The 25,881-nt window shown below is 67.5% G+C and carries 25 protein-coding genes and 2 pseudogenes; 15 read left to right on the top strand and 12 right to left on the bottom strand.

The window, feature by feature from the left end; all coding sequences use genetic code 11:
- Positions 1–46: 46 nt before the first annotated feature.
- From FHP25_RS25880 to FHP25_RS25870, 3 genes are all read left to right on the top strand, one after another.
- Positions 47–1,006 (top strand): LLM class F420-dependent oxidoreductase, encoded by a 960-nt coding sequence (locus tag FHP25_RS25880; RefSeq protein ID WP_178133784.1) that lies wholly within the window; start codon positions 47–49, stop codon positions 1,004–1,006.
- 76 nt (positions 1,007–1,082) lie between these two features.
- On the top strand, positions 1,083–2,330 hold the full coding sequence (locus FHP25_RS25875; protein ID WP_231712477.1) for a PQQ-dependent sugar dehydrogenase: 1,248 nt from the start codon (positions 1,083–1,085) through the stop codon (positions 2,328–2,330).
- Between the two features lie 23 nt (positions 2,331–2,353).
- A complete protein-coding gene (locus FHP25_RS25870; protein ID WP_147849865.1) occupies positions 2,354–3,175 on the top strand; it encodes an NAD-dependent epimerase/dehydratase family protein in 822 nt (273 codons plus the stop codon).
- A 182-nt stretch (positions 3,176–3,357) separates the two neighbouring features.
- Here the strand turns inward: FHP25_RS25870 and FHP25_RS25865 are convergent, their stop codons facing one another.
- A complete protein-coding gene (locus tag FHP25_RS25865) occupies positions 3,358–4,086 on the bottom strand; it encodes a DUF899 domain-containing protein (RefSeq protein ID WP_147849864.1) in 729 nt (242 codons plus the stop codon).
- 80 nt (positions 4,087–4,166) lie between these two features.
- Here FHP25_RS25865 and FHP25_RS25860 point away from each other — a divergent pair, with 80 nt between their 5' ends.
- The 3 genes from FHP25_RS25860 to FHP25_RS25850 all read left to right on the top strand — a co-directional run bounded on the left by FHP25_RS25860 (position 4,167) and on the right by FHP25_RS25850 (position 7,295).
- Positions 4,167–5,387 (top strand): helix-turn-helix domain-containing protein, encoded by a 1,221-nt coding sequence (locus tag FHP25_RS25860; protein WP_147849863.1) that lies wholly within the window; start codon positions 4,167–4,169, stop codon positions 5,385–5,387.
- Between the two features lie 45 nt (positions 5,388–5,432).
- On the top strand, positions 5,433–6,101 hold the full coding sequence (locus FHP25_RS25855; protein ID WP_147849862.1) for a Vgb family protein: 669 nt from the start codon (positions 5,433–5,435) through the stop codon (positions 6,099–6,101).
- Between the two features lie 189 nt (positions 6,102–6,290).
- Positions 6,291–7,295, top strand: a complete 1,005-nt coding sequence (locus FHP25_RS25850) for a pyridoxal-phosphate dependent enzyme (protein ID WP_147849861.1) — start codon at positions 6,291–6,293, stop codon at positions 7,293–7,295.
- Here FHP25_RS25850 and FHP25_RS25845 read toward each other — a convergent pair.
- Complete coding sequence (locus FHP25_RS25845; RefSeq protein WP_231712472.1) at positions 7,259–7,579, bottom strand: hypothetical protein; 321 nt, start codon at positions 7,577–7,579, stop codon at positions 7,259–7,261. The two genes, FHP25_RS25850 and FHP25_RS25845, sit on opposite strands and share 37 nt — an antisense overlap.
- Before the next feature lie 303 nt (positions 7,580–7,882).
- On the opposite strand from FHP25_RS25845, the gene FHP25_RS25840 reads away from it, so the two are divergent.
- From FHP25_RS25840 to FHP25_RS25830, 3 genes are all read left to right on the top strand, one after another.
- Positions 7,883–8,335: an SRPBCC family protein gene (locus tag FHP25_RS25840; protein WP_147849860.1), complete on the top strand. Its 453-nt coding sequence runs from the start codon at positions 7,883–7,885 to the stop codon at positions 8,333–8,335.
- Between the two features lie 87 nt (positions 8,336–8,422).
- Positions 8,423–9,814 carry an amidase gene (locus tag FHP25_RS25835; protein WP_147849859.1) on the top strand — a complete coding sequence of 464 codons (1,392 nt, stop codon included), beginning with the start codon at positions 8,423–8,425 and terminating at the stop codon, positions 9,812–9,814.
- Positions 9,815–9,930: 116 nt separating this feature from the next.
- Positions 9,931–11,307: an FAD-containing oxidoreductase gene (locus FHP25_RS25830; protein ID WP_147849858.1), complete on the top strand. Its 1,377-nt coding sequence runs from the start codon at positions 9,931–9,933 to the stop codon at positions 11,305–11,307.
- Between the two features lie 195 nt (positions 11,308–11,502).
- On the opposite strand, the gene FHP25_RS25825 is transcribed toward FHP25_RS25830, so the two are convergent.
- Positions 11,503–13,278 (bottom strand): DUF3987 domain-containing protein, encoded by a 1,776-nt coding sequence (locus FHP25_RS25825; RefSeq protein ID WP_147849857.1) that lies wholly within the window; start codon positions 13,276–13,278, stop codon positions 11,503–11,505.
- A 251-nt stretch (positions 13,279–13,529) separates the two neighbouring features.
- Here FHP25_RS25825 and FHP25_RS25820 point away from each other — a divergent pair, with 251 nt between their 5' ends.
- On the top strand, positions 13,530–14,147 hold the full coding sequence (locus FHP25_RS25820; protein WP_147849856.1) for a DUF433 domain-containing protein: 618 nt from the start codon (positions 13,530–13,532) through the stop codon (positions 14,145–14,147).
- The gene (locus FHP25_RS41520) at positions 14,144–14,941 is read left to right on the top strand and encodes a PIN domain-containing protein (protein ID WP_218578591.1); all 798 of its coding nucleotides are present in this window, start codon (positions 14,144–14,146) and stop codon (positions 14,939–14,941) included. Before FHP25_RS25820 ends, FHP25_RS41520 begins: the two co-directional genes overlap by 4 nt.
- A gap of 67 nt (positions 14,942–15,008) precedes the next feature.
- On the opposite strand, the gene FHP25_RS41515 is transcribed toward FHP25_RS41520, so the two are convergent.
- The 4 genes from FHP25_RS41515 to copM all read right to left on the bottom strand — a co-directional run bounded on the left by FHP25_RS41515 (position 15,009) and on the right by copM (position 17,703).
- On the bottom strand, positions 15,009–15,170 hold the full coding sequence (locus FHP25_RS41515; RefSeq protein WP_218578590.1) for a hypothetical protein: 162 nt from the start codon (positions 15,168–15,170) through the stop codon (positions 15,009–15,011).
- Between the two features lie 273 nt (positions 15,171–15,443).
- Complete coding sequence (locus FHP25_RS25805; RefSeq protein ID WP_231712471.1) at positions 15,444–16,598, bottom strand: heavy metal translocating P-type ATPase; 1,155 nt, start codon at positions 16,596–16,598, stop codon at positions 15,444–15,446.
- An 87-nt stretch (positions 16,599–16,685) separates the two neighbouring features.
- Positions 16,686–16,925 (bottom strand): DUF2933 domain-containing protein, encoded by a 240-nt coding sequence (locus FHP25_RS25800; protein WP_147849855.1) that lies wholly within the window; start codon positions 16,923–16,925, stop codon positions 16,686–16,688.
- A gap of 163 nt (positions 16,926–17,088) precedes the next feature.
- Complete coding sequence (copM, locus tag FHP25_RS41510) at positions 17,089–17,703, bottom strand: CopM family metallochaperone (RefSeq protein WP_218578589.1); 615 nt, start codon at positions 17,701–17,703, stop codon at positions 17,089–17,091.
- 1,194 nt (positions 17,704–18,897) lie between these two features.
- Here copM and FHP25_RS25790 point away from each other — a divergent pair.
- Complete coding sequence (locus FHP25_RS25790; protein ID WP_147849854.1) at positions 18,898–19,290, top strand: thioesterase family protein; 393 nt, start codon at positions 18,898–18,900, stop codon at positions 19,288–19,290.
- Between the two features lie 108 nt (positions 19,291–19,398).
- Here FHP25_RS25790 and FHP25_RS25785 read toward each other — a convergent pair whose 3' ends face one another.
- The 4 genes and pseudogenes from FHP25_RS25785 to FHP25_RS42670 form a co-directional block, all read right to left on the bottom strand.
- Entirely contained in the window at positions 19,399–21,111 is a 1,713-nt protein-coding gene (locus FHP25_RS25785; RefSeq protein ID WP_147849853.1) for a gamma-glutamyltransferase family protein, read from the bottom strand.
- Between the two features lie 240 nt (positions 21,112–21,351).
- Complete coding sequence (locus tag FHP25_RS25780) at positions 21,352–21,981, bottom strand: hypothetical protein (RefSeq protein ID WP_147849852.1); 630 nt, start codon at positions 21,979–21,981, stop codon at positions 21,352–21,354.
- A pseudogene (locus tag FHP25_RS42675) lies at positions 21,978–22,514 on the bottom strand (class I SAM-dependent methyltransferase); the annotation flags it as partial. The pseudogene FHP25_RS42675 and the gene FHP25_RS25780, both read right to left, overlap by 4 nt.
- Positions 22,515–22,543: 29 nt before the next feature.
- A pseudogene (locus FHP25_RS42670) lies at positions 22,544–22,891 on the bottom strand (class I SAM-dependent methyltransferase); the annotation flags it as partial.
- A gap of 167 nt (positions 22,892–23,058) precedes the next feature.
- Here FHP25_RS42670 and FHP25_RS25770 point away from each other — a divergent pair.
- A complete protein-coding gene (locus tag FHP25_RS25770; protein ID WP_147849851.1) occupies positions 23,059–23,958 on the top strand; it encodes an alpha/beta hydrolase in 900 nt (299 codons plus the stop codon).
- A gap of 279 nt (positions 23,959–24,237) precedes the next feature.
- On the opposite strand, the gene FHP25_RS25765 is transcribed toward FHP25_RS25770, so the two are convergent.
- A complete protein-coding gene (locus tag FHP25_RS25765; RefSeq protein ID WP_218578586.1) occupies positions 24,238–24,951 on the bottom strand; it encodes a TetR/AcrR family transcriptional regulator in 714 nt (237 codons plus the stop codon).
- A gap of 4 nt (positions 24,952–24,955) precedes the next feature.
- On the opposite strand from FHP25_RS25765, the gene FHP25_RS25760 reads away from it, so the two are divergent.
- Positions 24,956–25,480 (top strand): DinB family protein, encoded by a 525-nt coding sequence (locus FHP25_RS25760; protein WP_218578585.1) that lies wholly within the window; start codon positions 24,956–24,958, stop codon positions 25,478–25,480.
- Positions 25,477–25,872: a cupin domain-containing protein gene (locus tag FHP25_RS25755; protein WP_147849848.1), complete on the top strand. Its 396-nt coding sequence runs from the start codon at positions 25,477–25,479 to the stop codon at positions 25,870–25,872. Before FHP25_RS25760 ends, FHP25_RS25755 begins: the two co-directional genes overlap by 4 nt.
- The last annotated feature ends 9 nt before the right edge of the window (positions 25,873–25,881 follow it).

Genomic DNA, 25,881 nt, shown 5'->3' with positions numbered 1-25,881 from the left:
GGGCCACCCTGGGCCGCGCCGCCCCTGCAACATCCGCGAGGGTTCCATGAAGTTCGGCATCCATAATCCGTCGTGGCTGTTCGGCAGCGATCCCGCCGAGATCTTCGAAGCCGTCAAGGCGAAGGCGCAATGGGCCGAGAACCACGGCTTCTGCTGGTTCTCGGTGATGGACCACCTCATCCAGATCGCCAATGTCGGCGCGCCGGACGAGCCTTTCGTGGAGGGCTGGACGGTGCTGTCGGGGCTGGCCGCGGTGACGCAGCGCATCCGCCTCGCCACCCTGGTCTCGTCGGTCCACTACCGCAACCCCACCCATCTCGCGAAGATCGCGGCCGGCGTCGACCTCATCAGCCGCGGGCGGCTCACATTCGGCATCGGCGCCGGCTGGTTCGAGACGGAGTACCGGCAATACGGCTGGGAGTTTCCGCCGCGCCCGGCCGTGCGCATCCGCCAGATGGAAGAAGCGGTCCGGCTGATCATCGCGATGTGGACCCAGAAGCGGACCACGTTCGAGGGCAAGTATTTCCAGGCCCGGGACGCCATCCTCGAGCCCAAGCCGATCCAGAAGCCGCACCCGCCGGTGATGATCGGCGGCGGCGGCGAGCAGCTGACGCTGCGTGCCGTCGCCCGCCTGGCGGATGCCTGCAATGTCGGCGGCAGCCCCGAGATGGTCCGCCACAAGCTCGATGTGCTGCGCCGCCATTGCGAGGCCGAGCAGCGCAACTACGATGATATCGAGAGGACCAATATCATCGGCTTCGTGCTGGCGCGCGACGAGGCCGCGCTTGCCGCCAAGCGCCGGAGGCTGGCGCTGCCGGACCAGTACGCCGGCTTCGCCGGCACGGTGCCACAGGTGATCGACCTCATCGGCCGCTATCAGGACGCCGGCGTCCAGCTGCTGATCAGCAGCGCCTACAAGAACGACGTCGAGACCATCGAGCTGCTCGCCGCCGATGTGATGCCGCGATTCGCCGATGGGGCGAGCGGCACCGCCCGGATCGGTTGAAAGAAGGAGAGCGGCATTGAGCTTCTCGACCCTCGTCGCCCGTGGCGTCGCCGTGATCGGCGGAGCGGCGCTGCAGATGCGGCGCCTGACCGGCGGCGACGCGCCCGCGCCGGCCTGGGGCGCCGCGCCGGCCATACCGGCGGCGCGGCCGCAGGGCAGCATCCCGACCCTGAAGATGCCGACGGCCCGGGGATGGCGCGCCGGGCAGGTGCCGGTCGCGGCGCCCGGCCTCAAGGTCAACGCGTTCGCGACCGGGCTCGACCATCCGCGCTGGATCGAGGTGCTGCCCAACGGCGACGTGCTGGTCGCCGAGGCCATGAGCCTGGACCGCCCGGCGCGCTCGGTCTTCGACTACGCCATGATCAGCACGATGAAGCGGGCCGATGCCATGGGCGCCAGCGCCAACCGCATCACGCTGCTGCGCGACGGCGATGGCGACGGCGTCGCCGAGACGCGCGAGGTGTTCCTGAAGGACCAGAGCCAGCCCTTCGGCATGGCGCTCGTGGACGGCACGTTCTATGTCGGCAACACCGACGGCGTGGTCGCGTTCCCCTACACGCAAGGCGCCGACAGCATCACCGCGCCCGGCCGCGAGATCGTCGCATTCAAGCCGGCCGGGCATTGGACGCGCAGCCTGCTGGCCAGCCGCGACGGCCAGAAGCTCTATGCCGGTGTCGGCTCCCTGAGCAACATCGCCGAGAACGGCATGACGGTGGAGGAAGGCCGCGCCGCCATCTACGAGATCGATCTCGCCAGCAGCCAGAGCCGCATCTTCGCTGGCGGCCTGCGCAACCCGGTGGGCCTGGCCTGGGAGCCCACCACCGGTGCCCTGTGGACCGTGGTCAACGAGCGCGACGGGCTCGGTGACGAGACGCCCCCCGACTACCTCACCTCGGTGCAGGACGGCGGCTTCTACGGCTGGCCCTATTGCTACTGGGGGCAGACGGTCGATGACCGCGTGCCGCAGGATCCAGCCATGGTCGCCAAGGCCATCACACCCGACTACGCCCTGGGCGGCCATACCGCGTCGCTGGGGCTGTGCTGGATGCCCGCGGGCACCCTGCCCGGCTTTCCCGACGGCATGGCGATCGGGCAGCATGGCTCCTGGAACCGCAGCACGCTCAGCGGCTACAAGCTGGTGTTCGTTCCGTTCGTGGACGGCCGCCCGGCAGGACCGCCGCGCGACATCCTGGCGGGCTTCCTGTCCGCGGACGAGAAGGAGTCGTATGGCAGGCCGGTCGGCGTGACGCTGGGCCACGACCGCCGCTCGCTGCTGATGGCCGATGACGTCGGCAACGTCATCTGGCGGGTGACGGGTGCATAGCCCCAACGTGACGGCAGGACACCATGATCAATCCCCAGACCGATCGCGTGCTGATCACCGGGGCCGCCGGCGCGATCGGCAGCACGCTGCGCCGGGGCCTGCGCGACCACTGGCGCCATCTGCGGCTGACGGATATCCGGCCCGTGCCCGACCTGGCCGACAACGAGGAGTTCGTCGTCGCCGACATCACCGACCGGCCGGCCGTCGAAAGCATGATGCGCGACGTGCGCGCGGTCGTGCACCTCGCCGGCATCGTCGGCAGCTACACCCTGGAGGATCTCTTCCGCGTCAACGCGCGCGGCCTGTTCGACGTGCTCGAGGCAGCCCGGCTTGCCGGCGTCGAGCGCATCATCTTCGCCAGCAGCAATCACGCCTTCGGCTGCTATCCCATCACCGAGAAGGTGTCGCCGGCGCTGCCGCCGCGGCCCGACGGCCTCTATGGCGTGTTCAAGGTCTGGGGCGAGACCATGCTGCGCAACTACTACGACCGCCACGGCATCCGGTCGGTGTCGCTGCGCATCGGCACCTTCCGGCCGCAGCCGATCGACCAGCGCTCGCTCGCCACGTGGCTGAGCCCGGCGGACGCGGTGCAGCTGGTCGATGTCGCGCTGCGCCACCCCGATCCCGGCTGCATGGTGGTCAACGGCTACTCCAACAACACGCGCCTCAAGACCGTCGACCCCAACTGGGCGACGCTCGGCTACAAGCCGAACGACAATGCCGAGGACTATCGCGCCGCCCTGCGCGCCCAGGGCGTCGATGTCGATGCTCCCGACCGCGACGTCTGGGAATGGCCGGAGCATGGCGGCTCGTTCCCGCGCACGCCCGAGAAGCCGCCACGCTAGAGCACGTGCCTTGCTGTCATCCCGAGCGCCCCTTCGACAGGCTCAGGAGAGGGATCTCCTGCGAATGGCGCACCGTGCGACTTGCCGCAGGAGATCCTCGCTACGCTCGGGATGACAGGAGGTGGGGCAACGCGGGCGCCTCCGCGCGGCATGGGCTTGCGCGGAGGCCATACCATTGGACGTCAGCCGCAGCAGCCGCCGCTGCGGTCAGGGCGCGGTTCATACTCGTCGTGCAGCCTCACCCAGTTCATGACGCCGTCGGCCTCGTTGCGGCCCTTGGGCGCGAGGTCGAGCCAGTTGAAGGCGCCCATCAGCAGCTCATCGCCGCGGTGATAGGTCGAGTAGGTATGGAAGACGTCGCCGCTCTCGTTCCTGGCGAAGATGCTGGTGCCGTGCATGTCCTCGCTGTTCTGGATCGGCGTACCGTAGTTGTAGATGGCGCGCCCGGCGGCGATGTCCTCCTTCTTGAAGGACACGCCGAAATCGAAATTGAAGTCGGTGCCGTGCGAGGACACCCAGGGGAAGGTCCAGCCGAGGCGTTGCCTGACCTGCTCGATCCGCGCCAGCGGCGCGCGCGAGATGGCGGCAAAAGCCAGGTCGGCATGCTCGAAGTGCTGCCGCGCCGCGTCGATATGATCGGCGATGAAGGAGCACCCCTTGCAGACATGGTCGGATCCCGGCGCCAGCATGAAGTGGTAGACGGCGAGCTGGCTGCGGTCCCCGAACAGATCCAGCAGCGTGCACCTGCCGCCAGGTCCTTCGAGCATATAGGGCTTCTCGACCTTGACCCATGGCAGCTGCCGGCGCTCGGCGCGCAGCGCATCGAGCGCGTGGGTCATGGCCCTCTCCTTGGCCAGGAGAGCCTTGCGGGCGGCCAGCCATTCCTCACGCGAAACGACCTGATTGGACATCTTCAACCTCCTGTGCATCACGCGATACATTTGGTGCCGGATGGCAGGAGCATGGGAGTGACAAGTGTGTCGGGATTTCGATGGACTCGCTGATCACGGCCGCGGCGCGCGCGCTCGCCGCCGGTGATCCGCTCGGGGCCCTGAACCGGGTCGCCCTGCGCAACGACGCGCCGGCGCTGGCGCTGCGCGGCATCGCGATGGCGCAGCTCGGCGACCTCGAGCGTGCCCGCGACCTGGTGCGTCGCGCCGCCCGCGCCTTCGGGCCCAACGAGGCCGTGGCCCGGGCACGGTGCATCGTCGCCGAGGCCGAGATCGCGTTCGTCTCGCGCGACCTGGGCTGGCCGGCGAAAGCCCTGGACGCGGCGCGCACGACGCTGGAGCAGCACGGCGATCACGTGAACGCAGCGCATGCGCGGCATCTCGAAGCCAGGCGCCTGCTGCTGATCGGACACCTCGACGAGGCCGAGCGCCTGCTGGCCGGGGTCGACCCGGCGCCGCTTCCGCCCGCGTCCCGGGCCACACACGCGCTGATGGTGGCGGGAATCGCGATCCGCCGGCTGCGCACGGACGCAGCCCAAGCCGCGCTTGCCGGCGCCGCGCGCGCCGCGCGCGATGCCGGCATCCCGGCGCTGACGGCGGAGGTGGAAAGCGCCGCGCGCGTGCTGGGCACGCCTGCGGCGCGGCTGCTGGCACGGGGCGCGGAACGGCCCCTCCTGCTCGAGGAGGTCGAAGCGCTGCTGGCGTCGGATGTGCTGGTCGTGGACGCATGCCGCCATGCCGTGCGCAGCGCGCTGACGGTGATCCCGCTCGCGCGGCGTCCGGTGCTGTTCGTCCTCGCGCGCACGCTGGGCGAGGCGTGGCCCGCGGACGTGTCGCGGGACGCCCTCGTCGCGCGCGCTTTCGGCGCCAGGCAGGCCGATGAATCGCATCGCGCGCGGCTGCGGGTCGAGATCGGGCGCCTGCGCCGGGCGCTGCGGTCCCTGGCCGGCATCACCGCGACGAAACGCGGCTTCGCGCTGGTGCCGCGCCGGGCGCGCGAGGTCGTCGTGCTGGCGCGCCCGGTCGAGGACGAGCATGCGGCGGTGCTCGCCTTCCTCGCCGACGGCGAGGCATGGTCGAGCTCGGCCCTGGCCCTGGCGCTCGGCGCCAGCCAGCGCACCGCGCAACGGGCGCTCGACTCCCTGGCGGCGGCCGGCAAGGTGCAATCCTATGGCCGCGGGCGGGCGCGGCGCTGGATGACGCCGCCGGTGCCGGGATTCACGACAACCTTGTTGCTCCCGGCGCCGCTGCCCGGCGGCTAGGATCGTGGCACGACGTGGCTGAGGTGAAATGGCTGAGGTGAAAGCATGATCAGAGCAGCAGCCGAAATCCTGCGTGAGTACGGGCCTTTTTCGGGTGTCGAGCAGGTGGGTGGGCTGACATTCGACGGCCGGCATGTCTGGTTCGCGTCCGGCGACAGGCTGAACGCGCTCGACCCGGCAAGCGGCGAGCCCGTGCGGGCGCTGAACGTCGCCGCCCACGCCGGGACCGCCTTCGATGGCAAGCACCTGTTTCAGATCGCCGAGGACCGCATCCAGAAGATCGATCCGGCGACCGGCCGTGTGCTCGCCACGATCCCGGCACCGGGCAATGGCGGCGATTCAGGGCTCGCCTGGGCGGAAGGGACGCTCTGGGTGGGCCAGTATCGGGACCGCAAGATCCATCAGGTCGATCCCCAGACGGGCGCGATCCTTCGCACCATCGCCTCCGACCGCTTCGTCACCGGGGTCACCTGGGTCGACGGCGAGCTCTGGCACGGCACCTGGGAAGGTGATGCGAGCGCGCTGCGGCGAATCGACCCGCAGACGGGAGAGGTCCTGGAGCAGCTCGAGCTGCCGCCGGGTGTCGGCGTGTCGGGACTGGAGTCCGACGGAAGCGATCAGTTCTTCTGCGGCGGCGGCGACAGCGGCAAGGTCAGGGCCGTGCGCCGGCCCCGGCGCAGCACCGCGACGGGCGGCGGCGCCAGGCCGGCCTGAAGCTATCGCACGTGGCCCTTCTGTCATCCCGAGCGCAGCGAGGATCTCCCGCGGCAAGGCGCACCGTGCGTTATTCGCGGGAGATCCCTCGCTGCGCTCGGGATGACAGTCCTGACTTCAGAGGTGATACGCTCTACCCTGCTGCATGGGGATGACGGGCATCCGAGCAGGTTCTGGAGGCGGCGGCGCATGGACAACGAGGCACAATCGGCGATCGCCGCGGTCGACATCGGGAGGATCAGGCAGCGCGCCGCCGAGCTTGCCGGCGATGTCGTCAAGACACCGACCGTGGCGCTGCGCTCGGAGACGCTCGGCGACAGGCTTTCGGGCGCGCGCATCCACCTCAAGCTGGAGCTGTTCCAGCATACCGGCACCTTCAAGGCGCGCGGCGCGCTGTCCAATGCCCGCGCCATCGCGCCGGACCGGCGCGCCGCTGGCATCACGGCCGTCAGCGCCGGCAACCATGCCATCGCGGCGGCGTGGGCCGCCCGCCGGCTGGGCCTCTCGGCCAAGGTGGTCATGCAGGCCACGGCCAATCCCTACCGCGTGGCCCTGGCCAAGGCGGAAGGCGCCGACGTGATCCTCAAGCCGCCGGGGCCCGAGTCCTTTGCCGAAGCCGAGCGCCTGGTGCGCGACGAGGGACGCACCTTCATCCACCCGTTCGAGGGCGAGAACGTGACGCTGGCGACCGGCGGCGTCGGGCTGGAATTCGTCGATGCCGTGCCCGACCTGGATGCCGTCGTCGTCGCGGTGGGCGGCGGTGGCCTGATCAGCGGCGTCGCGGCGGCGGTCAAGCAGCTCAAGCCTGCCTGCGCCGTGTACGGCGTCGAGCCCGAGGGCGCCGCATCGATGTCGCGCAGCCTGGCCGAGGGCCGGCCGATCACCCTCGACAAGATCTCGACCATCGCCGACAGCCTGGCGCCGCCGATGGCCCTGCCCTTCGGCTTCAACGTCATACGGCACTATGTCGACGACGTCGTGCTGGTGAGCGATGACGCGATCTGCGCCGGCATGGTGCTGCTGCAGGAGGAAGCCAAGCTCGCCGTCGAGCCGGCCTGCGGCGCGGCGATGGCGGCGGCGGTCGGACCGCTGCAGGCCCGGCTCGCGGGCAAGACCGTGGGCCTGGTGGTCTGCGGCGCCAATATCGACGCCCGCACCTACACGGCCTTGCTGGAAAGGGGCATGCGGGCCTGAGCCCGGCTGGCCGTCCGCCGCGCGCCGCGGCGCCGGCCGGCGATCAGCCGCAGCCAGGGCGGCAGGTGAAAGGCGCTCATCAGCAGGTACATCAGGGCCATTCCGCTCAGCATCGATGCGCCTGGCGCGCCCAGGCAGAGCACATCCGGCTGGCCGCCATCCAGGACGCCGGTCGCCAGCGCCATGGCCGCGAAGGTCGGCGCTGCCGCGAGGCATAGCCAGTCGGCCATGGCGCGGGCGGCCGGCTTGCCGCCGGCGGAGGAAGGCATCTGAGGATCGGGCATTGTCATGCTCATCACGGCGAACACCGCCATAGTGGTGGCGGATCGCGAAACGCGAGAGTGACAAATGTGACGGGATTGAAGGACGATCGCCTGTGGCGCTCCCGTCATCCCGAGCGCAGCGAGGGATCTCCCGCGGCAAGACGCACGGTGCGCGATTCGCGGGAGATCCCTCGCTGCGCTCGGGATGACAGAAAGAGCGACAGGCCCAGCCGGCGCCGCAATTCATGACCACGTTGTTACTCCCTGCCCGCCGCCGCGGCGGCTAGGTTGAAGCCGCTCCACACGCAAGCAACGGGAAGACCGATGCCAGAGGATCTCGTCGTTCGACGCGAAACGCACATCCCGGCGCCGCAAGCCGCGGTGTTCGCCCTTCTGACCGACCCGGAGAAGATTCTGCGCTGGATGGGAACGGAGGCGCAGGTCGAGCCGCAGCCGGGCGGCCTCTATCTCGTCAACGTCACCGGCGCGCACGTCGCCCGCGGCACCTTCCGCGAGGTGGTGCCGGTGCACCGCCTGGCCTACAGCTTCGGCTGGGAGGGCAGCGAGGCGGTGCCGCCGGGGTCGAGCCTGATCGAGATCGACCTGATCGAACGGCCCGACGGGACGCTGCTGCGCCTGACCCAGACCGGCCTGCCCAACGCCGAGCAATGCGACGGCCACGCTCAAGGTTGGACCCACTACATGGAACGCCTGGTCGAGGTCGCGGCCGGCCGCGATCCGGGCCCCGACCCGTGGCACGGCCGCACGGGTGAGTGACAGGCCACGATCAGCGATACGATCGACAGGCCGCGCGCCTGCCGTCATTGTTCGACGCCAACAGCCGCTCGCACCAGGTGCCGGACCATGACCGCTTACGCCGACCACAAGCCGCTCACCTTCCACGACGCCGCCGGCCGCTTCACGGATGGCGGCGACAATCCGCGTGCCTACCTGGAGCGTTGCCTCCAAACCATCGCGCAACGCGAGCCGGTGGTGAAGGCGCTCACCGCCATGAACGAGGCGGGCGCACGCGCCGCCGCCGATGCAAGCGCGGCGCGCTGGAAAGCGGGCAAGCCCCTGTCGTCGATCGACGGGATGCCCATCGCCATCAAGGATCTGCTCGAGACCAGGGACATGCCCACCGAGATGGGCTGCGCGGTGATGAAGGGCAATTTCCCCAAGCGCGACAACGCCGCCGTGTGGGCGTTGCGCCAGGCCGGGGCGGTGATCCTCGCCAAGACGGTGACAGCCGAGCTCGGCGGCGCGCATCCCGGGCCGACCACCAATCCGTTCGATCCCCGGCGCACGCCCGGCGGCTCGTCCTCGGGCTCGGCCGCCGCGGTGGCCGCCAACATGGTGCCGGCGGCGATCGGCACCCAGGTTGGCGGCTCGATCATCCGCCCGGCGGCCTATTGCGGCAATGTCGCGCTCAAGCCGACGCAGGGCGGCATCAACCGCGGCGAGCGGCTTGCCACCAGCCAGAGCACGCACGGGCCGCACGCCGGCTGCCTCGAGGACATGTGGCATGTCGCGATCGAGATGGCCAAGCGCTGCGGCGGCGACCGCGGCGCGCTCGGCCTGATGGGTCCCGATGCGCTGCCTGCCGCGATCAGGCCCAACCGGCTGATCGTGCTGCAGACCGAAGGCTGGCCCGACGTCGATGCGTCGACCAGGGCGGGCTTCGCCCAGGTGCTGGGCCAGCTGGAAGCGGCCGGCGTCACGCTGATCCGCCGCGCCGACCATCCGTTCGTCGAAGCGCTGGAGCAGGCTGTCGCCAACGGACGGGCAGTATGCAACGGCATCACAAGCTGGGAGAACCGCTGGTACCAGCGCGGCATGCTCGATGCGGCGCCCGATGGCCTCAGCGTCCGTGCCAAGGCGACGCTGGCCAAGGCCGAGGCCATGACGCCGGACGACTACCGCACCAACCTGCTCGCCCGCCAGCAGGCGCAGCTGGCCCATGCGGCGGTGGCGTCGCTGGCCGACGCCGCAATCACGCTTGCCTGCCCCGGCCCGGCGCCGGTCTGGTCGGGCGACGTGCCGGGCCAGCCGCTGGCGCCGCGCCCGACCGGCGATTTCGTGTTCAACGCGCCTTCCTCGATGCTGTTCGCGCCGGCCGTGACCGTGCCGCTGATGAGCGTCGGCGGCATGCCCGTCGGCGTGCAGCTCATGGGCCAGCAGCACGAGGACGCGCGCGTGACCGGCCTGGCGCGCTGGCTCAGCGAGAACCTGAAGCGGATCGCCACGCCGGCCTGATGGCGAACGCGTTCTTGAACGGTGCCCGCACGAAGCGCCGCAACAACCAAGGAGCGCTGACACAGCAGACCTCGACCGTCTTGGGGCGACGACCACATTTACTCCCGGAGAGCGGCATGACGACCTACGACGCGATCATCATCGGGACTGGGCAAGCCGGACCAGCGCTGGCGCGACGGCTGGCGGGCACGGGCATGAAGGTGGCGATCATCGAACGCGGCCGCTTCGGCGGCACTTGCGTCAACACCGGGTGCACACCCACCAAGACGCTGGTGGCCAGCGCCTATGCCGTGCACATGGCGCGGCGCGGCGCCGACTACGGCTTCTCCGTCGGCGGCGAGATCACGGTCGACATGAAGCGCGTCAAGGCGCGCAAGGATTACGTGGCCGGCCTGTCCAACAAGGGGGTCGAGCGATCGCTGAAGAAGCTCGAGAACGGCACCGTCTACGAGGGCCATGCGCGCTTCCGCTCGCCGCATGAGGTCGAGGTCGGCGGCGCGGTGCTGGGCGCCGACAGGATCTTCATCAATGTCGGCGGCCGGGCCGCGGCGCCCGACATCGCGGGCCTCGACGAGATCGACTATCTGACCAACAGCTCGATGATGGATGTCGACTTCCTGCCGCGACACCTGCTGGTGCTGGGCGGCAGCTATATCGGCCTCGAGTTCGGGCAGATGTACCGCCGCTTCGGCAGCGACGTCACCATCGTCGAGATCGGGCCGCGCCTCATCCCGCGCGAGGATGAAGACGTCTCCGCGGCGGTCGCGGCATTCCTGGGCCGCGAAGGCGTCGCGATCCGCACCAGCGCCAAATGCCTCAGCCTGTCCCGACGCGACGGCGAGATCGTGATGGCGCTGGATTGCGACGAGGGCGCCCGCGAGGTCAGGGGCTCGCACCTGCTGGTCGCGACCGGGCGGCGGCCCAACACCGACGACCTGGGGCTCGACCGCGCCGGCGTGAAGGTGGACCAGCGCGGCTACATCGAGGTCGACGACGCGCTGCGCACCAGCGTGCCCGGCATCTGGGCGCTGGGCGACTGCAACGGGCGCGGCGCCTTCACGCATACGTCCTGGAACGACTTCGAGATCGTGGCGGCCAACCTGCTCGACGGCGACCAACGCCGCCTGAGCGATCGCATCCCGGCCTATGCGCTCTATACCGACCCACCCCTGGGCCGCGCCGGCATGAGCGAGGCGGAGGTGCGCCGCAGCGGCCGGCGCGCGCTGATCGCCAGGACCGCCATGGAGGATGTCTCGCGCGCCTTCGAGAAGGGCGAGACCGAGGGCTTCATGAAGGTGCTGGTCGACGCCGACTCCAGGCAGATCCTCGGCGCCGCGTTCCTGGGCACCAGCGGCGACGAAGCCATCCATTGCGTGCTCGACACCATGTACGCCAAGGCGCCCTACACCGTCCTGCAGCGTGCCGTGCACATCCATCCCACCATCGCCGAATTCATTCCCACGATCCTGGGTGATCTCGCCCCGCTGTCGTGACGTGCCGCTGCGGCGGCGATCCCGGAAATGGACGCCCGGCGCCGCCCAGGGCATTCGCATATGCTCCTACCGTCATCCCGAGCGTAGCGAGGGATCTCCCGCGAATTGCGCACCGTGCGCCGTGCCGCAGGAGATCCCTCGCTGGCGCTCGGGATGACAGCGAGGTCATATGCGAATGCCTTGCCGCGCAGCCGGTCATGCCACGACGCCCTGCCGTACTGGTTCAACCCCGTTGCGCAAATGCGCGAACTTCTCACACCGACGCAAACGACGCCGGGTCTTGGCGTTCAGCTGCGGCACACCATCATCGCCGGCGGTGGCGATGACTTCAGTCGCGGCCGTCACCGGGTCGTCCGTACGTATGAGAGGCTGGACATTGGCGGCATCGATGTCGGGCGCGCTTGCGCGAATTGCGGAAGCGGATGGAGCGGCGCCCGGGTCGACGTGCTCTGGAGCGGCAGCCGCAGCCGCGTCCGACGCGCTTGCGGAAATGCCAGGCACGCTGTCTGGATCAAGCGCCGCAAGCTCGCCCTCCGCTTGTGCTCCGGGCGATGCGCCACTGGATCCTTCGGCAAGCTCAGGATCGGCAAGCTCAGGATATGGGCGCGCTCCCAGCAGGTCGGGGTGCACGTGCCAGCGGCGGCGACGGCGGCCACGGCCGCCCTTCGCCGGCTCGACCGGCCGCAGCCAGCCGGCCTCGACCAGCTCGGCGATCAGCCGGTCGGCACCGGCGGCGTCCACCGCCTGCGACAGCGCCTCGCGGCGGATCTGCTCGCGCGAGATCTCGGGCAGGCACTGCGCCCGTATCCAGCGCAGCACCTGGCGCTCGCGGCTCTCGCGCTCCCCACCGGCGCCGGCAATGCGGAACGTCATCTGCGCGTGCGGCCACAGGTAGTCGCGCCACAGCCGGACCGCCGCCTCGATGGCCCAGGCCGACACCCGTTCCGGCTCGGTCGTGCCCTGCGGTTTCGCTGCCCAGTCGAGGAACGTCAGCACGCCCGCCAGCCGCAGCACCTGGCTCGGCCCTTTGCCCCACCACGCCGCTGCCTTGCCGGCGAGGTCATCGACCGGGGCACGGTGCGCCTGACGGAAACGATCGAAGGTGACATGCGCCTCGCCCGTCAGCGACAGATCGCGCGTGTCGCACGGGTTCTCGTAGAGTCGTTGAAGGGCAGCGATCGCCTCGGGCGCGAACGCGTCCGCGCGTGTCAGCGGCGCCCATGACGCCGCTGCCGCCGGGCGCACGAACAGGAAGCGCGCCAGCACGCCACCGTCGTCGCGGTTCAAGGCCGGCACCAGCGTGTCGGGATGCGTCGTGCCCAGGATGCAGAGCGACGGTCCGTCAAGCTCCACCGTCTTGCCGCGCCAGCCGAAGTCCAGGTTGCGCTGGCACCACGCCGAGAGCCAGAACGCATGGGCGCTGCCGTCGCTTGTGCCGCGCGCCATGTGCGCCAGCCAGCCGCCGTTCTCGTCGCGCACCAGCAACGGGCTGCGAGGCTCGGCCTGGCGCATCGCGTCGAGGATGGTGTGGATGGTCGTGCCGTTGGTGAGCAGTGGCGCGGGCGATACCGCCCCGTCCGGATTGTGCGGCCCGAGCTGACGCCGGTCCCACACCCCGTTGAGCAGGCGGCACGCCGCCTCCACGGCCGGGGTCTTGCCGCACGAGGGCGGCCCGACCAGCGCCGCCCACAGGATGCACGGCTCCACCCAGCCTGGCGACGGCATGACCCGCCGGCCCGGGATGAGGCTCGCCGCCGCGGTCAGCAACGACAGCACCACATAGTCGGCCGGCGCGCCGGAACGCGCCGTCGCCTCCCGCGTCCAGCTGCGCCAGAACGGTGGCAGCACGTCGAGCGGGAACGCTGGCGGTGCGCCGTACCGCTCGTCCAGCAGACCGAGGTCGATCGTGGGCCAAGCCTCGACCGGAGCCGATGTGGGCGGGTGCAAGCTTTCACAAACGAGCGCGTTCATGGCCTCGCTCCCTGCGGCGGCAGATGCGTGCGGATGTCGGGTGGCGATCGCGGTCCCGCTGTCGGATGCGATAGGACTGCCCAGATTCACATGACATATTACATATTAATGTGAACAAATCAAGAACAAATTTCCCGAAGAGTTCACCTGCGGATGGCGAGGAGCGAACCAGCAGTCGCCGCTTCCGACGTTCAGACTTGAATCTATCCTAATTCAACCCTATTTCGGGGTCGTATTAGGAGACATATCCTATGGCTGACGCCGTTGCCTTTACGGCCGCCGAAGTGGCCTTCGTGCTTCGTGAGCCCGTCAAGACGGTCAAGAAGGCTCTTGATGAGGGTCCCGTCCGGGCGAAGCTGGTCAAGAAGGCGGGCAGCGCGGTGCGCGCAGTGGAGTGGGCCGACGTCCTGTACCTGTTCGCGGTCCGCACGCTTCGCGACGAGCTCACGCCCAAGGCCCGGACCGAATTCTATCACGCCCTGAAACGCGTATCGGTTGAGCGCGCACACGAAGTCCGCTTCGGTCGGCTCAGCGTGGCGATCGACGATTTGAAAGCCGAAGTGCGCAAGCGGGCGCGTGAGTTGGCGACGTTGGCTGAGAAGGTCGAGTTCCGCCAGAATGGTGAAGCCATACTCAAAGGCACGGACGTCGAAGTGTACCGTGTCGCGGCTCTTCTTGGCGGCGGCATGACGCCCGAGCAGATCTGTGAAGACTATCCCTCGTTGACCCAGGCGGCGGTGGCTACTGCGAAGGCTTACGCAGACGCCCACCCGAAGGCAGGCCGGCCCTACCCATCCAGTACAGTGAAGCGTGCGATCAAGGGCGCCGGCCTCGAAACGCTGGATGAGGTCCTGGACGAGGAGAAATGAGATTTCTCCTCGACACCAACGTGTTCCGCGAGATCGGCAAGACCGGACCGGACGGGAACGTGGCGGCCTGGTTGAATACCGTCGACGACACCGGGCTGGTCGCAACCGCCCGAGTTCACGGACTGATCTTAGTGACCCGCAATCTGAAACATGTGTCTGGCCGTGGCGCCATGGCCCTGGATCCCTTCAAGTCGGTCCCGAAGACCACCAAGCCGTACCCCGGCTCGTCGAAATCACCGCCATGGCCATCGCCTTCGAACACGACATCTCAAACCGGCGCGCGCGCTATGACGAGGACCTTCATCCATAGCTTCGACCCGGCAGACCAGGGCCCAGTAGTTGGACCAACGGTCGATCTTGAGGCTTCCGAGATCGAGGATGCGGGCATTCGCGAGGTGCTTCAGACACCCGGTGCGGCCTATGGTGCATGGTCCATACTGGATGCGTTGCTAACCGCGACCGGTCCGGGAACTCCTTTCATCTTCAAAGAGCCGCTGGGACAAGCACGCGAAGTCAAGGTCGCGCTGTCCGGTCTATTCGGCCGTTTTGTCGCCCGCGCCTATCTTGAACGCTATCTTGAACGCTACCTTCATCTTTCCATCTTCGCACACCTCGGAAGCCGATCCCTGACCCTCAATGGCCGGCGACGCGTCGGCATCGCGCGCCGTCCTGGTACTCGTGGCGATCTGCCGGACTGGGTGGCCGACGCCGCGGCTCTCTGCTCTTTGACCGTGGCGGAAGCCAAGGGCTGCCACGACCCGGGTGATCCCGCCAAAGCGCTCATCCGGGGATAGGCGCAGGCTCAACGTATCGATGTCATGGCAAAAGGCCGGCGGGTGACAGTCAAGCGCATCGCGATCGCTACGCGCTGAGGTGCCGCGACCAATGGACCTGGGGAAGCATAGCTGTCGGGTTTGTGACCCTGTCGACGAAGGTGAGCCGATCGAGCCGGACGATAGGGACGCCGTTTTCATAGGACACCTTCGCCACCACGTTGCCAATCTGGTTGACCCACTCGGCCATGCCGAGTTCGCCGAAGCGCTGCGTCTCCCTGCTCACAACCCCTTTGAAGGGCATCTTCAGAGAGATGTCGCGAGCGCCCGAGCACGCCTGGATGCTGCAACGGACGAGAGGTAGACGTTGCCAGCCCCTCTGGCGGTCTTATAGGTGGAATCGTCACACGAGCAGGGCCGCCAACGGACGCGACCGCTGACGTTGCCGATCAGGATGTGCTCGCCCGGCTCAATCAGCGCCTCCAAGGTCAGTCGCTCACCGGCGCGTCCGTCACCATCATCGCTAAAGCACCGTTCGTCGAAGCAGTTGAGCATTCATGGCAACGATGACGGTGCTGACCGACATCAGCACGGCTCCAACAGCAGGCGAAAGTAAAATGCCCATCGGTGCCAGCACGCCGGCGGCCAGCGGAATGGCCACAATATTGTAGCCAGATGCCAACCAAAGATTCTGTACCATCTTCCGATAGGTCGCCCGGGAGAGAGCAATGATGCGGGGCATGTCCTGCGGATCGCTACGGACCAGCACGACGTCGCCCGCCTCCACCGCTACCTCAGTCCCAGCGCCGATTGCGATTCCAACGTCAGCCGCCACCAACGCCGGCGCGTCGTTCACACCGTCGCCGACCATGGCGACACGTTTACCGTGCTGCTGCAGTTCCTGAATCTTGGCGACCTTATCTTGAGGAAGCACTTCGGCGAACACGGTATCGATCCCCAGTTTCCGACCGACAGAATCCGCCACCGCGCGAGCGTCGCCGGTCAGCATGACCACCTCGATGCCTTGTGCATGCAGCTGGCGTACCGCTTCCGCAGACTCCGGGCGTACTGCATCCGCGACCGCGAAGGCTGCAAGGGCCTGCCTATTTTCCACCGGGTAAACGACGCTCTGTGCGTGTTCGGCTGCTTCGGTACTGAACGATTCGATCTCAGCGGGCACCGCAATCTGGGCGCCACGTATTAGATTTTGGCCACCAACCGCTAGCTGACGCCCGCCAAAGTCGGCCTGTACCCCACGGACCGGGAGAACCTCAAAGCCGGTGACGCGCGGGACGGTGAGGCCCCGTTCGGTCGCGCTGGCCACGATGGCTTTGGCGACCGGATGTTCGGCGTCCCGCTCGATGCCAGCAGCGAGGCGCAAAGCTTCATCTTCTCGGACACCTTTGGCTGCACGCATCCCGACGACACGGTGTTCCCCAAGCGTGAGCGTGCCCGTCTTGTCGAAAACCACTGCGTCGAGCAAACGTGCCTCTTCCAGGCCTCGGCGATCTCGAACGAGGAGGCCATTGCGGGCACCGATCGTCGTGGAGATCGCGATCACCAGCGGGACAGCAAGTCCGAGTGCGTGCGGACACGCGATGACTAGGACCGTGACGAGTCTCTCCACGGCATATGCCGGCTCGGCCCCGAGAATCAGCCAGGCAATGAAAGTCAGCACGCCGACGCCGAGCGCTATGAGAGAAATGAGTTCCGCGACCCGAACCTGACCGGCATTTGACTTCTTAGGTGCACCACCGCTCGATCATTACGGCGCAGGTCTCTTTCTGGAATCTTGTGGGTCATGATCAGCATGAGCATGCCGGCTTCCATGCCCGTGCCCATGGCCGAACAGATGAAGCAAGGGGCAGGCAAGGAGGATGACGTACGGCAGTGCGGAGAGCACATGCCCGGTGTGAGACCAGAGAAGATATGCGCCTAGCGCCGCCAGGACCAGGCACACGGCCAATCCACGCTTGGAGCCTAGAAATTCACGCAAGTTGCTCATCTGAATATCTCCGCGGATTCGAGGTGTCTTGGGCAGTCGGCGAGTTGCGAACTTCTGACCAAACAGCGCCGCAGCGATTGAGGCCAAAAGTAGGTTTCATGCTCGTACATGCTCATGCCGAGCTCGTGGGCTGGTCGGAGCAAGCCGGGCAGCCCGATTGCCCTCAGCGGGCATTTTTCTTGAGCCACTCCTGCATCTCGGTGATTTCGCGCTGCTGCTCGCGAATGACGTCGTTGGCCCACTTCTTCGTTTGACCGTCTTTCCCGTATTGCAAGACGACCTTCGCCATATCGATCGCGCCTTGGTGATGCGCAATCATCCCTCGGACGAATGCAACATCCGGATCACTCGCCTGGATGCCCTCCATCATTGGGCCGTGCATGCGCTCGGCCGCCTCCATATAGGCCTTTGTCGCAGCCGACTGATTGACGGGCTGTGTTTGCATGCCGTCAGGCGTCATGCCCATGCGGCCCTGCATCATCTGCCGCATCATCGACATGCAATTCTCGGGCATGTTCTGCATCATTGCTCGGCACTGTTCAGGCATCCCCTGCATCATTTGCCTCGCAGGCATCTGACCCATGGGCATTTGACCTTGGCCCGGAGTTGCCGCCGACGGAGGTGCCGGAGGCGCGGCGGGCGGAGCCGGCGGTGCCGCCTGGGTCTGCGGCGATCCCGGAGGATGATGTTCCTGGTGATCCGGCTGCTGCGTCTGAGCGATGGCTCCGACCGATAGGATGAGAAGGCCGGCGGCAGAAAGGAGAATACGCGTTTTCATGACAGAGCTCCTCTTCCGTTGAACTTTTCTTGCACCGCGCTACCCATCGGGGTCGTGATCTGCACGGCGCTCTTCGGCTCACTCGGGATCGAAACGGCAGATGGCTTCGACACTGCCTTGCGGGGTTTCGCCGACCACAAGGGGTCCGGAACAGCTTCATTCGCTGCGAACCGGTCGAGGTAAATCCCAAGCTCTCCGGCCCTCGCGATTGCCACCGGTTCGAAAGTATCCAAGGAGGTCTCTGCGTCTGGCAGTGCCGGAGCCATGACAGACTTTGCCGAACCGTCGCGATCGTGGTCGCCGTGAGCCGGTGCTCGCGCGTTGCTCGTAGCGAGCAGGATAACTGCTGTGATCAGCACGAGTGAACGACCGAGTCGCATGACAGAAAAGCCTCGCAATACGCGTCGAGCCGACGGCAGGATTGCCACCAACCGCTCGCGCAGTCGCGCGAGCTCACGTTACGCGCGGGTTCTGGGAGGGCGTCTTAGCGTTTCGGGATATATGCCCGACCGGCTGTCAAACGCGACGGAGACCGCTTCCTTCTGCGGCCCTTCGTCCGGGGTCGGGCTCGGAGCTACAGCGAGCACCGCCCCGCAGCAGCCGAGGCCGCTTCCGCAACAGCCGCCCGTACATCCGCGGGACTGGGGAACGACAGGCATGTCCGCGCCCTCCGGCGCGCTCAGAGATAGATCACCGTGCTCCAACCCTGCCACCTGTAAGGTGGAAGGAGCAGGAGGCGAGACGTGATCGGAAAGGTGAGCTGCGGAGGACTGTGGAGCCGTTGTCTGGCCATGGGAGTGGCCCGCATGCGCGGGCGCGGAGCCGGCGAAGAGCTGCGCCGCGATCACAAACATCGCTGCCCAGATCATTCCTGCCAGTCGGCGCCTAAGAGGCATGGGGTTGATCATATCAAAAAGTATGGCGGACGCTGGAGATCCTGACTTTGCGATAAATCAAAGCTGCGACTTGAGTTCGTGCGTCCCCTGGTAGCGCGCGAAAATCCTCTGCCCAGCCGGACCGAACAAGAGGAAAGGGGGCGCTCGGGAACGTCGAGGGTAAACGCATCGCCCCCGGCAATGCGAAGTTCCTCTCTGAAATGGGTGTCGACGTCTCGACCGCGCCCGCCGATGCTCGCTGCCACAAGAACGTCGTGGTACGGTCGTATGTCTTTTTCTAGGGAGAGGAGAACGCACCATGGCGAGCGAGCTGACCCCTGGTCTGATGGCGGAGATCATCACGGCAGTCGACGACACGCTGGTGGTCAAGCACATGGGCGGCGACGGTGTGCTGTCGACGCCATCGATGATCGGCCTGATGGAACGCGCGGCCATCCAGGCAGTGCAGGCCCATCTCCCCGAGGGTCAGACGACGGTCGGCTTCGAGGTCAACGTCAAGCATTTCGGCGCCACGCCCAAGGGCCAGAAGGTCACGGTCAAAGCCGAACTCCTGGAGGTTGACGGCCGCAAGCTTCGCTTCAAGATCGAGGCGCACGACGAGGACAAGAAGGTCGGCGACGGCACCCATCGTCGAGCGATCATTCAGGTGCAGAAAAAGGATTGCGCGACCGGGAACTCTTCAGGAGCCTGACTGCAACGTAGAGAACGCTTCATGGTGAGCTTGTCGAACCAAGAAGCTCCGCACCATCGCCTGCCCTGGGCCTTCAGGGCTCGACAAGCTCCCCATGAAGGCAAATCGTTACCAGCCCATCGCCCGGCCGGTACGGCGCGGATCCGCCGCGCCGTAGAGCTTGCCGCCCTTGAGGTCGGCGGAGACGGCGCAGACTCCTGCGGTCCTCAGCGAGAGGTCGGGGAGCCAATTCACCTTGTGGCCGATGGCGGCCAGGGCATCGCCCGTCGGCCGGCCAATCGCCTGCTCGAGATCGAGGCGGCCGGGATAATAGGTGTGCGGCTCGAAGCTGTCGGGGAAGTTGCGGGTCACGAAGCGCGGCGCCTCGACCGCTTGCTGGATATCCATGCCGAAGACCAGATGATTGATCAGCGCCTGCAGCATGCCCTGCGGCTGCAGGTCACCGCCCGGCGAGCCGAACGGCATGAGGAATTCGCCCTTGCGCATCGCCATCGCCGGATTGGGCGTCAGCCGCGGCCGCTTGCCCGGCGCGACGACGGAGGCATGGGCAGGATCGCCCCAGGACTGCGACCCGCGCGATGACGGGCAGAACCCCAGTCCGGGAATGACAGGCCCTTCCCAGGACACGTCGCTGGGCGTCGCCGAAAAGGCGTTGCCCGGCGAATCGACCACGCAGACATAGGAGGTGTCGCCCGGCAGTCCCGGCTCGCCGACGGCAACCGACGGCCTGCCGGTGCGGCCCGCGCGATGGCCGGCGACAGGACCGGGAGGCGGCATTTCGCCGAAGGCGCGATCGCTCCGGATCGTCTTCAGCCGCTCCTGCGCATAGGCACGCGACAACAACGTTTCCATGGGAACGTCGACGAAGCGTGGATCGCCATAGTAGCGCTCGCGGTCGGCAAAGCAGAGGTTCATGACCTCGGCCAGGAGATGGATATACGCCTTCGAATTGTGGCCCAGCGCCTTGAGGTCGACCTCGTTCAGCATCGACAGCATCTGCAGCAGCACCGGCCCCTGGCACCAGGGACCGCAGCTCAACACGTCGGTGCCCTTGAAGGTGTAGCGCAGCGGCTTCTCGATCTCGGAGCGGTATTCGGCGAGATCCTGCTGCGTCAGCAAGCCGCCATTCTCGCGGTGATATTTCACGATCGTCCGGGCGATGTCGCCGCGATAGAAGGCGTCGCGGGCCGCCGTCAGACCGGCATCGCGGCCCCTGCCCGCCGCTGCTTTTTCCTGGTCGGCCATGAACTGTATCGTGCGGCCGAGATCAGCCTGCACCAGCCGGTCGCCTTCGCGCAGCGGTGCGTCGTCGCGATGCCAGATCGACGTGTTCTGCGGCCAGCGCCGGTAATCCTCGACCTTGTCCTGCAGGAACGTCGCCATGACGGCATGCACCGGAAAGCCGTCGCGCGCATAGCGGATGGCCGACGCCGCAACCTCGCCGAAGCTCATGGTGCCGTAGCGTTGCAGCGCCAGGATCCAGGCGTCGGGTGCCGCCGGAACCACGGTGCGAAGGATGCCCATGGGAATCGTGCCGTTATGGTCGCGAATGAACGTCTCGACGTTCAGCGCCCTGGGCCACCAGCCCAGCCCGGCGATCGACACAGTCTCGTCGCGGTCGGCCAGGTAGATCAGCATCGGCGCGACGCCGGAGAACTGGACCTGGTCGCTGTGCACGACGCCGAGCGCGATGCCGCCGGCGACGCCGGCGTCGATCGCGTTGCCGCCGGCGCGCAGGACCGCATGCGCCGCTTCGGTGGCGAGATACTGGCCGGCTGATGCCATGCAGTGGTGGCCGATGACCATGGGCTGCATCCGCATCAGGCTCTCCCTCGCACCGTCATGCCCGTCGCTCCGTTCACTCGCGGCCACTTGATCCTACATTGTCCGATCCCGGCGACACACCACGGGCGCAAAATCAGGGGCTTCGCATCCTTCCCCTGGAGGCGGCCCATCCAGGTGAGCGACGGATGATCATCGCATATAGTAAACTAGGAGCACCCCAGGCTTCGGTCGTCAGCTGCCGCAATGACGGCAGCCGGTCGAACACGCGGTCAGCATTCACCGCTCGCGCTGGCGGCTTGCGCGCCGAGCGGGGTGGCCTGCCGCGTCGTCAGGCTTCGGCAAGTCGAGCGCGGAACGCACGCGTCCGGCTCCGCGCCGGTACAGCAGCGCATATGTGGCGGATGCCAGCAGATCCGCATGCGGCTCGAAATCCTCGACACGCTTGTTGAAGGGAACGTCGCCACATCCCGGCACGAGGCACTGAGGCTTGCCCTTGGGGCATGCGTTGAAATTGCATAGCCGCCCCAGGTACCTGTCGGTTCCCGGCTCGATCAAGAAAACCTCGACCTGATGACTGGCCGTGCTCGGACCCGCACCCCTCTCATGGGCGTCGCGCAACGCCAGATCGCGGGCGCGACGCAATGCATCGAGCCGGTGCTGCGAGGTGATCCACACCGCCAGATCGAGATCCTTGCACTCGTGCCAGACCTCGATCCCGGCGCGGCGGAATTCGGAGAACCGCGGAACCTCCTGCCACAGCGGCTTGGCCACCGATCCGATGACAGCGACGGCGTCGACCTCCTCGAAAGCCATCAGCGCATCGGTCACGATATCCGCGGCCCGCCGGAAGTCGTGCTGGAGCCGCAGCAGATAGCGATTCTGTTCATCGATCTTGGCGCGTTTCAACGGTCATCTCGCAAGGTTGGTGGCTTGGTTGACTCTCGGCGCCCTGCCGTCGCGACCAGCAGCTCCTCGGTGTTGCGCGGCGGCCGCAGGCCATCGGGCCGGCCTGCGAAGTAGCGCTCACCCAGCGCCGCTGCCGAAACATGCCGCACGTCCTTGAAGCCGGCCGCGCGCGCCATCGCGAGCATCTGCGCCGGCGTGAAGAAGCTGACGAACGGTGTGCCGCTGGCGCGCGCGCCCTGCACCGCGCGTTCGAGCCCTGGACGTATGTCGGGGTCGGCAAGCTCCAACGGCAGCAGGAAGGTCATGGCGAGCACCGACCCCGGCGCCAGCGACGCGATCTGGCGCAGCATGGCCATGATCGCCTCGGTCGTGAGATACATGCTGACGCCGATGGACGCGACGATTGCCGGCTGGCCGGGGTCGAAGCCGGCCGCGATGAGACCTTCCGGCCAGGCATCGCCCGCCTCGAAATCGACCGGCACGAATCGCAGCCGATCGGGCGCGCCGTATCCCAGCGCGACCAGGCGCTGCCGCTTCCATGCCTGGGGACCGGCCGGTCGACCTCGAACAGGCGCAGCCGGGAGGCGATCTCGGGGCGGCGCTGCGCGAAGCTGTCGAGGCCCGCCCCGAGCAGAACGTACTGGCCGACGCCGTGGCCGGCCTGCTCCGCCACCAGATCCTCGATGAAGCGCGCGCGGGCCACGATGGAGGCGCGGAAGGCGCGCGTGCCCTCGGGGTGCATGTCGGGACGATCGCGCCAGCCATCGTCCGGCGCCGCCAGCTTCAGGCCGATATCGTCCTCGTGCACGTGCGGCGGCGGATCGACCTCCAGATGCAGGGCCCGCCACAAGGCGACCCGTACCGCCGTGCTGTCGGGCGCCGCAATTTGCTCATCGGGTGTCGGGTTCATGTCGTCCGCCAAAGCAATGGCAGGTTTGGGTCGCGGTTCCTCATATCTGCATCACAGCGCCTCGGTCGGGCGCCGCGCAACCCCCTTTGGCGCTTGGCGGCCCAGGGGAAACACGCCTACCGTGCTCCATCCCGCCGCGGTTCGAGGTGCTGCAGTAGGAGAGGACCATGGATGGAGCGACTTCGGCTCGGCGTACGGCGTCCCCGGCAGCAACCGCCGCGTCCGTCTACGATCCCGACGCCCGGCTCGATCTTGTCGTCAGCGATGTGGCGCTTCGGCGCAACGCCGCCGGCCGCATGCTGATGGCACGGATCTACCAGCCGAAGGGACCAGGCCCCTTCCCGGCCGTCCTTGACCTGCACGGCGGAGCGTGGACCCGCAAGGACCGCCAGGCCGAAGAGCCGATGGACCGTGCGCTGGCGTCGAGCGGGCTGCTCGTCGTCGCCGTCGATCTCACGCTCGCGGGCGAGGCACCCTACCCGGCCTGCATCCAGGATGCCAACTACGCCGTGCGCTGGCTCAAGGCAAACGCCGCGACCTGGAACGGCGACACGTCCAGGCTCGGCGTCTATGGCTCGTCGAGCGGCGGCCATGTCGCCGAGCTGCTGGCGATGCGCCCGCACGATCCGCGCTACTGCTCCATCCCGCTTGCCGGCGCGCCGGACATCGACGCCACCGTCGCCTGGGTCGCGATGCGCTCACCGCCCAGCAACACCCTTGCCCGCTATGAGAATGCGCAGCGCCGCAAGAACGAGAGCATGATCCAGAGCAACAAGACGTTCTTCTCGCCGTGGGAGACGATCCACGAAGGCAACCCGCAGGAGATCCTCGAGCGCGGCGAGAAGGTCGCCCTGGTGCCGTTCCTCATCATGCAGGGCGCGCTCGACGACAATGTCCTGCCGGCGATGCAAGAGAAATTCGTCGAGGCGTACAGGGCGGCCGGCGGCCCGTGCGACTATTGCCTGTTCGAGAACGCCACCCACGAATGGGTCGCCGAACCCGGGCCGCAGACAGACCGAGCGCGCGAAACGGCCAAGGCGTTCATCGCGCGGCAGCTCCGCGGCTGACCAGCCGACCCGCGACGCGCACGTCAGGGCAGGGCATTCGCATATGGAAGCACCGGTGCCGTCTACTCGCCCCGCGGCAGCGGGGAGAGGAAGGGGCCCATGCCGCAGGCATGGGAAGGTGAGGGGTAGGAACGATCAAGCCATGCAGCAAAAATAGGGACTGATCGCTCGTACCCCTCACCTTCCCATCGCTTCGCGATGGGCCCCTCCCTCTCCCCGCTGCCGCGGGGAGAAGGGTGAACGGCAGCATATGCGAATGCCCTGCACGCCAGGGGACGATCAGCGCAGATATCCCACCACGAGGCGCGTGGCCTCGTCGACGAGCGTATCGACCGCCTCGTCCGAGAGAATGTCACTGCGATGCAACACGGCCGTATGCGTCAGCGCCTCGATCGAGGTCACGCACACGAAAGCCGCCAGCCCCAGGTCGACGGCACGAAGCTCGTCCCGGTGGCGCTCGAGATAGGCCCTGAAGAGGGCAAAGGTTTCCTGATTGAAGGCGCCGACATTCTCGAGCCGCCCCGTGCGCGGGATCTGCTCGGCAACGACGCGATGGAGCCTGGGATCGATGCGATGCGCCTCGATCGCCACGGTGACGAGCCGGCGCACCGCGTCCTCGAGCGGCAGCGCCGCGACCTCCGCCAGCGCGTCGCGGATGATCTGCATCAGCTCCTGGTGGTGGCGGTCGACAACCGCGGCAACGAGCGCTTCCTTGCTGGGGTAGTACTGATAGAGCGAACCGATGCTCACGCCGGCCTTCTGGGCGATCCGGTTGGTGCTCGCCTTGTCGAAGCCTTCCTTGACCAGAATGCGAGCTGTCGCTTCGACCAGGGCATCGACGGTCGCGCGCGATCGCTCCTGAGTGGCGTGCTTCCTGGGATTCGTGAGCGGCCTGCGGGCCATGCCGGGTGCTCCGATACGCGAGTAGACAATATGAGCTATAGCTCGCATTATGTCCATCGCCGTCGGAGAACGGATCCTGGTGAAAGGCATTGCGATGCTCACCCTCCCCTATCGCACCCTGATGCACTACAAGCGCTGGGCGACCAACGGCCTGAACGCGGTGATCGCCGAAAATCTCGACCGGCTTGCCGCCGACGAGCGGGTCCTGGTCCTGCGGCTGCTCGACCATATCCAGGCCGTCGACGAGATCTTCAGCCACAACCTCGAGGCGCGCCCGCACGGCTACCAGGCACCGCGCTCGGCCGAGATCCCGTCCTTCGACACGCTGGCGGGCAAGGCCCGCTCGACGGCGGACTGGTATGCCGATTATGCTGACGCCCTGCGGCCGGAAAAGGTGGACGAGGTGATCGCCTTCTCCTTCGCCAATGGCGAGCCCGCGCGCATGACGCGCGGCGAGATGCTGCTGCACGTAGCGATGCATGCCGCCGGCCATCGCGGCCAGGTGGCGCTGCTGCTGCAGAAGAACGGCATCCAGCCCTATCCGGACCGGATCACGGACTTCCTCGCAGCCGAGGATGCCGGCGCGCAACGACAGGTCAACGCCGAGGTCACGCCATGACAAATCGACTCTCGCTGGAGCAATACCCGCTCCATCTCGGACTCGGCGCGAAGGCGGTGCCGCAGCCCGAATTCACCGGCATGGAATGGTATGCCGCCTATGTCGACCGCAATGCCGCCGACGGCGGTGAAGGACGGCTGGTCTCGATGTACAGCTTCCGCGAGAGCTGGACGAGCTGGGAGCGGCATCCGGCGGGCGACGAGGCGGTGATCTGCACCGCCGGCGAGATCACGCTGATCCAGGAGCTGCCGGACGGGCCGCACAAGGTCACGCTGCGCGCAGGCGAATACGCGGTCAACCCGCGCGGCGTCTGGCATACGGCCGATGTCGCCGATCACGCCACGGCGCTGTTCATCACATCGGGCATCGGGACGGAGCACAGGCTGCGTTGAGCGGGGCGG

Source organism: Vineibacter terrae, assembly GCF_008039615.1.
In the GTDB taxonomy this organism is placed as follows: domain Bacteria; phylum Pseudomonadota; class Alphaproteobacteria; order Reyranellales; family Reyranellaceae; genus Vineibacter; species Vineibacter terrae.
Note: the sequence above shows the minus strand (reverse complement) of the source record. Positions and strands in the feature narration are given on the sequence as shown.

Excerpts from the sequence above, each read along its gene's own strand:
- FHP25_RS25880 (WP_178133784.1), top strand. The coding sequence starts at position 47 with ATGAAGTTCGGCATCCATAATCCGTCGTGGCTGTTCGGCAGCGATCCC.
- FHP25_RS25875 (WP_231712477.1), top strand. The coding sequence starts at position 1,083 with ATGCGGCGCCTGACCGGCGGCGACGCGCCCGCGCCGGCCTGGGGCGCC.
- FHP25_RS25870 (WP_147849865.1), top strand. The coding sequence starts at position 2,354 with ATGATCAATCCCCAGACCGATCGCGTGCTGATCACCGGGGCCGCCGGC.
- FHP25_RS25865 (WP_147849864.1), bottom strand. The coding sequence starts at position 4,086 with ATGTCCAATCAGGTCGTTTCGCGTGAGGAATGGCTGGCCGCCCGCAAG.
- FHP25_RS25860 (WP_147849863.1), top strand. The coding sequence starts at position 4,167 with ATGGACTCGCTGATCACGGCCGCGGCGCGCGCGCTCGCCGCCGGTGAT.
- FHP25_RS25855 (WP_147849862.1), top strand. The coding sequence starts at position 5,433 with ATGATCAGAGCAGCAGCCGAAATCCTGCGTGAGTACGGGCCTTTTTCG.
- FHP25_RS25850 (WP_147849861.1), top strand. The coding sequence starts at position 6,291 with ATGGACAACGAGGCACAATCGGCGATCGCCGCGGTCGACATCGGGAGG.
- FHP25_RS25845 (WP_231712472.1), bottom strand. The coding sequence starts at position 7,579 with ATGCCCGATCCTCAGATGCCTTCCTCCGCCGGCGGCAAGCCGGCCGCC.
- FHP25_RS25840 (WP_147849860.1), top strand. The coding sequence starts at position 7,883 with ATGCCAGAGGATCTCGTCGTTCGACGCGAAACGCACATCCCGGCGCCG.
- FHP25_RS25835 (WP_147849859.1), top strand. The coding sequence starts at position 8,423 with ATGACCGCTTACGCCGACCACAAGCCGCTCACCTTCCACGACGCCGCC.
- FHP25_RS25830 (WP_147849858.1), top strand. The coding sequence starts at position 9,931 with ATGACGACCTACGACGCGATCATCATCGGGACTGGGCAAGCCGGACCA.
- FHP25_RS25825 (WP_147849857.1), bottom strand. The coding sequence starts at position 13,278 with ATGAACGCGCTCGTTTGTGAAAGCTTGCACCCGCCCACATCGGCTCCG.
- FHP25_RS25820 (WP_147849856.1), top strand. The coding sequence starts at position 13,530 with ATGGCTGACGCCGTTGCCTTTACGGCCGCCGAAGTGGCCTTCGTGCTT.
- FHP25_RS41520 (WP_218578591.1), top strand. The coding sequence starts at position 14,144 with ATGAGATTTCTCCTCGACACCAACGTGTTCCGCGAGATCGGCAAGACC.
- FHP25_RS41515 (WP_218578590.1), bottom strand. The coding sequence starts at position 15,170 with ATGGCCGAGTGGGTCAACCAGATTGGCAACGTGGTGGCGAAGGTGTCC.
- FHP25_RS25800 (WP_147849855.1), bottom strand. The coding sequence starts at position 16,925 with ATGAGCAACTTGCGTGAATTTCTAGGCTCCAAGCGTGGATTGGCCGTG.
- copM (WP_218578589.1), bottom strand. The coding sequence starts at position 17,703 with ATGAAAACGCGTATTCTCCTTTCTGCCGCCGGCCTTCTCATCCTATCG.
- FHP25_RS25790 (WP_147849854.1), top strand. The coding sequence starts at position 18,898 with ATGGCGAGCGAGCTGACCCCTGGTCTGATGGCGGAGATCATCACGGCA.
- FHP25_RS25785 (WP_147849853.1), bottom strand. The coding sequence starts at position 21,111 with ATGCGGATGCAGCCCATGGTCATCGGCCACCACTGCATGGCATCAGCC.
- FHP25_RS25770 (WP_147849851.1), top strand. The coding sequence starts at position 23,059 with ATGGATGGAGCGACTTCGGCTCGGCGTACGGCGTCCCCGGCAGCAACC.
- FHP25_RS25765 (WP_218578586.1), bottom strand. The coding sequence starts at position 24,951 with ATGCCTTTCACCAGGATCCGTTCTCCGACGGCGATGGACATAATGCGA.
- FHP25_RS25760 (WP_218578585.1), top strand. The coding sequence starts at position 24,956 with ATGCTCACCCTCCCCTATCGCACCCTGATGCACTACAAGCGCTGGGCG.
- FHP25_RS25755 (WP_147849848.1), top strand. The coding sequence starts at position 25,477 with ATGACAAATCGACTCTCGCTGGAGCAATACCCGCTCCATCTCGGACTC.